7 protein-coding genes and 1 pseudogene are annotated in these 6,606 nt (G+C 39.2%); 3 read left to right on the forward strand and 5 right to left on the reverse strand.

Translation table 11 applies throughout. The features are described from left to right. A pseudogene (locus A5N85_RS01280) lies at positions 1-437 on the forward strand (IS1595 family transposase); the annotation flags it as partial. A 51-nt stretch (positions 438-488) separates the two neighbouring features. Here A5N85_RS01280 and hemC read toward each other — a convergent pair. After that, positions 489-1,427: a hydroxymethylbilane synthase gene (hemC, locus tag A5N85_RS01285; RefSeq protein ID WP_072575602.1), complete on the reverse strand. Its 939-nt coding sequence runs from the start codon at positions 1,425-1,427 to the stop codon at positions 489-491. A 70-nt stretch (positions 1,428-1,497) separates the two neighbouring features. Between hemC and argH the strand changes: the two genes are divergently transcribed. Both argH and A5N85_RS01295 read left to right on the forward strand, forming a co-directional pair. Next, positions 1,498-2,889, forward strand: a complete 1,392-nt coding sequence (gene argH / locus A5N85_RS01290; RefSeq protein WP_072575603.1) for an argininosuccinate lyase — start codon at positions 1,498-1,500, stop codon at positions 2,887-2,889. Between the two features lie 83 nt (positions 2,890-2,972). After that, positions 2,973-3,308, forward strand: coding sequence for a YMGG-like glycine zipper-containing protein (locus A5N85_RS01295; protein WP_072575604.1), 336 nt, complete (start codon positions 2,973-2,975; stop codon positions 3,306-3,308). Positions 3,309-3,444: 136 nt separating this feature from the next. Here A5N85_RS01295 and A5N85_RS01300 read toward each other — a convergent pair whose 3' ends face one another. From A5N85_RS01300 to A5N85_RS01315, 4 genes are all read right to left on the reverse strand, one after another. Further along, positions 3,445-4,116, reverse strand: coding sequence for an MgtC/SapB family protein (locus A5N85_RS01300; RefSeq protein ID WP_084601513.1), 672 nt, complete (start codon positions 4,114-4,116; stop codon positions 3,445-3,447). A 79-nt stretch (positions 4,117-4,195) separates the two neighbouring features. Further along, positions 4,196-4,408, reverse strand: a complete 213-nt coding sequence (locus tag A5N85_RS01305) for a SlyX family protein (RefSeq protein WP_072575606.1) — start codon at positions 4,406-4,408, stop codon at positions 4,196-4,198. Between the two features lie 61 nt (positions 4,409-4,469). Beyond that, a complete protein-coding gene (gene fbaA / locus A5N85_RS01310; protein ID WP_072575607.1) occupies positions 4,470-5,549 on the reverse strand; it encodes a class II fructose-bisphosphate aldolase in 1,080 nt (359 codons plus the stop codon). Positions 5,550-5,640: 91 nt separating this feature from the next. Beyond that, entirely contained in the window at positions 5,641-6,432 is a 792-nt protein-coding gene (locus tag A5N85_RS01315) for a Cof-type HAD-IIB family hydrolase (RefSeq protein WP_072575608.1), read from the reverse strand. Positions 6,433-6,606 lie beyond the last annotated feature (174 nt).

Consider the following 6,606-nt stretch of genomic DNA (forward strand, 5'->3'; position numbering starts at 1 on the left):
GAGATCAATGAATCCTATTTTGGCGCAAAGCGTCAAAGGGATTATCATGACAAGCTCAAACGTGGTCGTGGGACTTTAAAACAATCCGTCTTTGGTATCTTTGAAAGACAAGGTCGTATCTATACTGAGATCATTCCCGACTGTAAGAAAAAGACCTTGCAAGGTGTTATTCTTGGTAAAGTAGCGCTTGATAGTGTCATATACTCGGATGGTTGGCGTGATTACAATGGCTTGGTTGACGTTGGCTATGCGAAACATTTTAGAGTAGAGCATGGCAATAACGAGTTTGCTCATGGGTATTGCCATATCAATGGTATGGAGTCTTTTTAGAGCTTTACAAGCGGAGACTGAGCAAGTTTAACGGTGTTACAGTCAATTTTGAGCTTTACTTAAAAGAGTGCAAGTGGCGTTGGAATCAGAACTCTTTTGGAACTTGATTAAGTGATTTCTCCAATCTCTGCTAGTCTAGAGCTTTTCTAATTTATGAGTTAATCAGCAGTTATTAGATTATTTAAGATTTCTTGAGCGCCTTGCGCTAATAAATGGTCAGCAGCTGCATGCCCTAGCGTACTAGCATCAGTTTGTAGAGCGCTGTCTTGATAGTTAAGGACGTTTTTCCCATCAGGTGTTCCGATTTTTGCGCGTAGATAGATGTTGTTTTGATCTAAGGTTGCAAAGGCAGCAAGTGGGACTTGGCAAGAACCTTGTAAGCGTTCGTTGATGATTCGTTCGGTGCGAACGCAAAGTTCGGTTGGTGCGTGATTAAGTGCTGTCAGTAGCGGTAATATAGGGCTTTTTTGATGGCATTCGATACCAATAGCGCCTTGTCCTATGGCGGGTAGAGATTGGTCGAAGGAGAGTTTTGCGGTAATGCGTTCAGCTAAGTCAAGGCGTTTAAGCCCAGCGCTAGCAAGAATAATGGCATCAAATTGTCCGTTATCAAGTTTGGAGAGGCGAGTTTGTACGTTACCGCGTAAATCAAGAAGTTCGAGGTCAGGACGAAGTGCAGTGATTTGCATTCGACGACGAAGAGAGCATGTACCAACTTTTGCACCTTTGGGTAAGGCTTCTAGATTGGTGTAATGGTTACTCACAAAGGCATCACTTGGATCTTCACGCTCAAGAATAGCGGCTAAGGTAAAGCCTTCTGGAAATTCAATGCCAACATCTTTCATGGAATGGACAGCGATATCAGCAATGCCTTCTTGCATGGCAAGTTCGAGTTCTTTAATAAATAGTCCTTTGCCGCCAATTTTTGAGAGAGAGGAATTAAGAAGCTGATCACCTTTAGTGGTCATCGGAATGAGACGAATATTGATTTCTGGATAATGTTGTCGTAGAAGTTTGGCAACGTGTTCTGCTTGCCAAAGGGCGAGTTTGCTTTCTCGGGTAGCAATACGAATTTCTTTAGGAAAGGATGCGGTCATGAATAAGCTCGGTTACAATCTATACTTTTAGCATAACGTGTTGCTTGGTTTCGAGCAAATAGGATGAAAAATGACAGAAAAAACAAATAGTGCTTGGGGTGGACGCTTTCAAGAATCAACAGATGCGTTTGTAGCAGAGTTTACGGCTTCAGTCGGATTTGATCAAAGAATGGCAGAACAAGATATTCAAGGCTCATTGGCGCATGCGCAAATGTTAGTAAAGCAAGGGATTTTATCGGCAGAAGATGGTCAGGCGATACAAAAAGGTTTGGAGCAGGTTAAAGCAGAGATTGTAGAAGGGCGCTTTCAATGGTCGATAGCGCTAGAAGATGTGCATATGAATATTGAAAAGCGATTAACAGATTTAATTGGTGATGCCGGTAAACGTTTACATACGGGACGATCAAGGAATGATCAAGTTGCAACTGATATTCGCCTTTATACGCGTCAAGCAATCGATCAGGTTTTGTCAGAGATTGCGCGTTTGCAATCAGGGATTTTATCGGTAGCAGAAAAGGAAGCGGATACGATTATGCCAGGGTTCACGCATTTGCAAGTGGCTCAACCGGTAACTTTTGGTCATCATTTATTGGCGTGGTATGAGATGTTAACGCGTGATGCAGGCCGTTTTGAGGATTGTCGTAAGCGCTTAAATGTTTCCCCTTTGGGAGCTGCTGCTTTGGCAGGAACAACGTATCCGATTGATCGTGAGTTTAGCGCACAGCAATTAGGTTTTGATGGGGTTTGTCAGAATTCTTTGGATGCGGTTTCAGATAGGGATTTTGCGATTGAGTTTTGTACGGCAGCATCTACGTTATTAATGCATTTATCGCGTTTTTCTGAAGAGCTTATTCTTTGGAATTCTGCGGCGTTTCAATTTATAGATTTGCCTGATCGTTTTTGTACGGGATCATCGATTATGCCGCAGAAAAAGAATCCTGATGTTCCAGAGTTAGTGCGTGGAAAAACGGGACGTGTTTACGGGCATTTGATGGCATTATTGACCTTGATGAAAGGGCAACCCTTGGCTTATAACAAGGATAATCAGGAAGATAAGGAACCGTTGTTTGATAGTATTGATACAGTTTTAGGCTGTTTACGAGCATTTGCGGATATGGTGCCACATTTACAGCCGAATCGTGAAAAAATGAGAGCAGCAGCTGAACAAGGCTTCTCGACCGCTACTGATTTAGCAGATTATCTCGTGCGGAAGGGCATTGCTTTTAGAGATGCTCATGAGATTGTGGGGAAATCAGTTCATGAAGCGGTTGAGCGAGGCTGTGATTTATCGGCGTTATCTTTGGCGTATTATCAGCAGCTTTGTCCTGTGATTGAGGAGGATGTTTATACGGTTTTAACGGTTGAAGGATCGGTAAATGCGCGTAATCATATCGGTGGTACAGCGCCAGCACAAGTGAGAGCGAGAATTTCTATATTGAAAAATAAGGACAAAGATTGTTAAATTATCAGGCGGTAATGGTAAGAAAGCTTTTTTCCCCGTATTGTGTCCTATCTTAGGATTATTTAATTTTTAGGAGAGTGAATATGAAAAAATCATATAAGTTAGCAGCGCTTTCGTTAGCAACTTTATTGATAAGCGCTTGTGCGCAAACGCGTGAGCAAGCAATGATGCAAAATGCAGTCATTGGTGCCGCCGTTGGCGCAGCAGCAGGGCAGGCTTTTGGACATAATACAAAAACGACTGTAGCAGGCGCAGCAGTGGGTGGAATTATTGGTTCTCAAGTAAATGCTGGCTACAATAATAATACGCCTAATAATGGCTATTATAATTCCACACCTGCGCAGCAGCCACAACAAAATGGTTATTATAATAATGCATCTCAACAACCAAATAATGGCTACTATAATTATGGCTATTAAATTTTAAGTATTCTAGAGGCTCTAGACTAATAGGAACAACCTATTAGTCTAGAGCCATATCAATTATCTAACTAAAAGAAACTTTATAAAAATAAATTTCTTGACATACTTTTCAAAGTACTACTAAATATTTAAGTTAAAGAAAATACTTTATTTCAATCGCCTGAATCTGCTCAATTCCTTTTAATTCTTTATAAATAGAATAAGAAGTTTCTTGCTCTGGAATTTGTGCTTGAATAGCTATCGTTAGTGTATTTTCATTCTTTTCTTTAATACCAATGCTTTTAATCTGCTGAACACGTTTATTTAACCTTTCGGAAATAATATTGACATCCATTTCTGGTGGAATCTCTAATTTAATCATTACATGATTAAACTTTTGTCGTTTTGGCAACAGAATTTTAACGTAATGACTATACCGTAAAACCAATAAAATAATTAGTGAGACAATAATTGCATCTCCATAAAATCCTGCACCAATAGCAATTCCCATCGCAGCTGATACCCAAATCATCGCGGCGGTAGTAATACCAGAAATCATATCGTTAGTTTTATGCAAAATAACGCCTGTTCCTAGGAAGCCAATACCACTTACCACCTGCGCTGCAAGTCGCATAGGATCTGTTCGAATATTTGCTGATAACGCTGCGTAGTATTCTGCTGCACTTATAGAAACAATGGTTAAAATACAAGTTGTTACAGAAATAATAATACAGGTACGCACGCCAACAGGTTTACGTTTAGCTTCTCTTTCTAAACCAATAATTCCGCCCAATACGATTGCTAAAAGCAATTTACCATACGCCATAGTATTGAGCTGATGATTAAATTGGTCACTAATAAAGGTAAATAATGATGTAACATCAGACATAATTTTCCCTCTTTTATCAATAATGCGGTGGAATTTCTTCTCGTAGACTAAAAGGCTTATCTATTGATTGATGCTTTTGCACGCGTTGTAATTCAGCATTAATGATTTGGATGATTCTCTGTTGTTCCGCTAATTGCTGATTAAGCTCGCTTACTGTGTGATTTAAGCTATCAATTAAATCCTCCTGCCAAGCCAACCGTTCTTCTATATTAGTTAATCTTTTTTCCATGCTTTTCTCACAAATAAAAAGCGCCACCTAAAGGTGGCGCATAAATAAATTTTACGTTTAATTAAATACCGTCGCGCCATTGTAAATCACGATAAGCTTCTTCTAAGCGCTTAGAAATAGACTCTTCCATTTTACGTAACCAAACACGCGGATCATAGTATTTTTTGTTTGGTGCATCAGCGCCTTCTGGGTTACCTAACTGGCCTTGTAAATAGTCTTTATTTGCATTGTAGTACTGTAAAATACCATCCCAAGCTGCCCACTGAGTATCAGTATCAATATTCATTTTTACTACGCCATAGCTAACGGCTTCTTTGATTTCTGCTTCTGTAGAACCAGAACCGCCATGGAAGACTAAATCTAAAGGACGATCGCCTAAGCCAAATTTTTCAGCAACATATTTTTGTGAATTATCTAAAATTTTTGGCGTTAATTTTACGTTGCCGGGTTTGTAAACACCATGAACGTTACCAAAAGATGCAGCAATCGTAAAACGTGGGCTTACTTGGCTAAGTTGCTCATAGGCATAAGCGACATCTTCTGGTTGTGTATAAAGTAGAGAATTATCAACATCTGAATTATCAACGCCATCTTCTTCCCCACCAGTAACACCTAATTCAATTTCAAGCGTCATATTCATTTTTGACATGCGCTCAAAGTATTTCTTACTAAGTGCAATATTTTCTTCCAAAGGCTCTTCTGAAAGATCAATCATGTGAGAAGAGAATAATGGTTTACCCGTTTCTTTGAAATGCTTTTCACCTGCATCTAATAATCCATCAATCCAAGGCAATAATTTTTTAGCGCAATGGTCAGTATGCAAAATGACAGGAATACCATATTCCTCTGCAAGCGCATGAACATGCTTAGCACCGGCGATGGCGCCTAATACATCTGGACGCGTACCATTTGTGGGCTTAATTCCTTTTCCAGCATAAAAAGCAGAACCACCATTAGAGAACTGAATAATAATAGGCGCTTTTAGGCGCGCCGCTGTTTCTAAAGCGGCATTCACAGAGTCAGAACCCACACAGTTCATTGCTGGGATAGCAAAACCGTGCTCTTTAGCATAAGCATAAATTTTTTGAACATCATCACCAGTTGCGACACCTGGTTTTACAATATCAAGAATACTAGGCATAAAATTTCCTTTCTTAACGGAAGTGAATAATAATTGCTCTATTATACCTATTGTTTGCTCAATTGCCCAATCTTGATAAATTCAAAAAAATTTAGCATTTTGAAAGAATCTTAAAATGCTGTAAAGCTTGACGGATACCATCTTCTTCTATTGTACCAGTTACATAATCTGCAACTGCTTTTAACTGTGGCCAACCATCTCCCATTGCTACGCCAATACCAACATGTTGAAGCATTTCTAAATCGTTTAGTCCATCCCCAAAAGCCATCGTTTCTTGAATATCAATGCCCATTTCTAAGCACACATCAGTAATTCCTCGAGCTTTAGAACCATTTTTTGGTAAAACATCAGCCCCACCTTTATGCCAACGCGCCAAATGAAATCCCATTTCTTCAAATGCACGCAAAACTTCAATATTTTCATCTTGTTCAGGTAAAAATACTGAAAATTGATAAATACTGTGATGGCGATAATGTTCCGGATCAACAATACACCCAGGAAAAGCTAATCGTATTTTGTCAGATTCTGGACGTTCATCCGACCAAGCAACATACTTTTCTGATAATTGTTGGTAGCCTAAATCATATTCACGGCATAGCGCGATCAAAGCCGCCGCATCATCTGCATCTAACGGGTAATGACTAACTATTTGATCATCTAATAAATTATATTGACCATTTGCGCTGACTAAAGCTTCAATTAAGCCTTCATCAAACAAAGCTCGAATATCATGCGGCAGTATAGGAACGCTTCTTCCAGTAGCAATCGCTAAACGAATACCTACTTGCCGTAAATCGTGCAATACTTGATAATTGTTTTTTGGTAATTGTCCTAAACGGCAAAGCGTATCATCAATATCAAAAAAAATTATTTTTGTCTGCATCTTTTCTCTCACTTTCTTTTTTTCTTGAACCGATATTTTTTTATCAAAGGTTCAAGTTGTTTTGCAATTTCTTCTATATTATCGTCAGCTATATAGACTAACGCGACAAAATCTTTCTCTTTTTGAGTAAGTTCGCCTTGAGGTAAATTTTAATCGTCTTAAAGGAATTAAAAC

Origin of the sequence: Suttonella ornithocola, assembly GCF_001889065.1 — a bacterium.
GTDB lineage: Bacteria > Pseudomonadota > Gammaproteobacteria > Cardiobacteriales > Cardiobacteriaceae > Suttonella_A > Suttonella_A ornithocola.

Coding starts and splice junctions, on each gene's coding strand:
- hemC (WP_072575602.1), bottom strand. CDS start 1,427: ATGACCGCATCCTTTCCTAAAGAAATTCGTATTGCTACCCGAGAAAGC.
- argH (WP_072575603.1), top strand. CDS start 1,498: ATGACAGAAAAAACAAATAGTGCTTGGGGTGGACGCTTTCAAGAATCA.
- A5N85_RS01295 (WP_072575604.1), top strand. CDS start 2,973: ATGAAAAAATCATATAAGTTAGCAGCGCTTTCGTTAGCAACTTTATTG.
- A5N85_RS01300 (WP_084601513.1), bottom strand. CDS start 4,116: ATGGCGTATGGTAAATTGCTTTTAGCAATCGTATTGGGCGGAATTATT.
- A5N85_RS01305 (WP_072575606.1), bottom strand. CDS start 4,408: ATGGAAAAAAGATTAACTAATATAGAAGAACGGTTGGCTTGGCAGGAG.
- fbaA (WP_072575607.1), bottom strand. CDS start 5,549: ATGCCTAGTATTCTTGATATTGTAAAACCAGGTGTCGCAACTGGTGAT.
- A5N85_RS01315 (WP_072575608.1), bottom strand. CDS start 6,432: ATGCAGACAAAAATAATTTTTTTTGATATTGATGATACGCTTTGCCGT.